Here is a 1289-nt window from a genome sequence, read left to right as displayed (position 1 = left end):
GCCGGCCTCGATGGCTTCTTCTCGTTCGACAGCGTCGCCGACACCTTTACCCATTGCTTCGCCGCCCCGGTCAAAGACGCCAACGGCGTGGCCATTTGCACCCTGTGCATCGTCGCCCCTCGGGCCGATGCGAAGAACAATTACAACGACTATCGCCGGGTGTTGATCGAGAGCGCCAATAGCCTCGCCCGACGAATCAACGAATAAGCGCGGCTGCCTGCGGCCGCGACAGTGAGGAGTTCGACCATGACGACTGCCATCAATTCTGCTGTGGAAAAGGGCGATGCCGCGATCGGCGCGCATCTGGTGCGTGACGTCAGCCTGCCGGCCCTGGTGCTGCACCGCGAGGCGCTGGAGCACAACATTCGCTGGATGCAGACATTCGTCAGCGACAGCGGGGCGCAGCTGGCGCCCCACGGCAAGACCAGCATGACTCCAGCGCTGTTCAAACGACAGCTTGACGCGGGCGCCTGGGGCATCACCCTGGCCAGTGCGACCCAGACCCGCGCGGCTTATGCCCACGGCGTACGTCGGGTGTTGATGGCCAATCAGTTGGTCGGTACGCCGAACATGGCGCTGATCGCCGATCTGCTGGCTGATCCGACGTTCGATTTCTACTGCATGGTCGATCACCCGGACAACGTCGCCGATCTCGGCGCCTACTTCGCCTCGCGCGGGGTGAAGCTGAACGTGATGATCGAGTACGGCGTGGTCGGCGGTCGTTGCGGTTGCCGCAGTGAGGCGCAAGTTATCGCGCTGGCCAAGGCGATTAACGCCCAACCGGCGTTGGCCCTGACCGGCATCGAAGGTTACGAAGGCGTGATTCACGGCGACCACGCGGTCAGCGGCATTCGCCAATTCGCCGCGTCGCTGGTGCGCCTGGCGGTGCAACTGCAGGACAGCGGCGCATTCGCCATTCCCAAGCCGGTCATCACCGCGTCGGGTTCGGCCTGGTACGACCTGATCGCCGAATCGTTCGAAGCGCAGAACGCAAGCGGACGCTTTCTCAGCGTGCTGCGTCCGGGCAGTTACGTGGCCCATGACCACGGCATCTACAAAGAGGCGCAGTGCTGCGTGCTCGACCGTCGCAGTGACTTGCACGAGGGTTTGCGTCCGGCGCTGGAGGTCTGGGCGCATGTGCAGTCGTTGCCGGAGCCGGGGTTCGCGGTGATTGCCCTGGGCAAGCGCGACGTGGCGTTTGATGCCGGTTTGCCGGTGCCGTTGCTGCGTTACAAGGCCGGCATTGTGCCGGCGGTGGGCGATGACGTGGGCGCGTGCAAGGTCACGGC

At 64.5% G+C, this 1289-nt stretch carries 1 protein-coding gene and 1 pseudogene; both read left to right on the top strand.

Going from position 1 to position 1289, the window contains the following annotated elements:
- Nucleotides 1–207 (top strand): annotated as a pseudogene (locus DBR24_RS33790) (IclR family transcriptional regulator); the annotation flags it as partial.
- 39 nt (nt 208–246) lie between these two features.
- The coding region (locus DBR24_RS25740; RefSeq protein ID WP_128616125.1) for an alanine racemase at nt 247–1289 on the top strand (1043 nt) is incomplete at its 3' end.

Source organism: Pseudomonas sp. HMWF006, assembly GCF_003061205.1.
Lineage (GTDB): Bacteria > Pseudomonadota > Gammaproteobacteria > Pseudomonadales > Pseudomonadaceae > Aquipseudomonas > Aquipseudomonas monsensis.
Note: the sequence above shows the minus strand (reverse complement) of the source record. Positions and strands in the feature narration are given on the sequence as shown.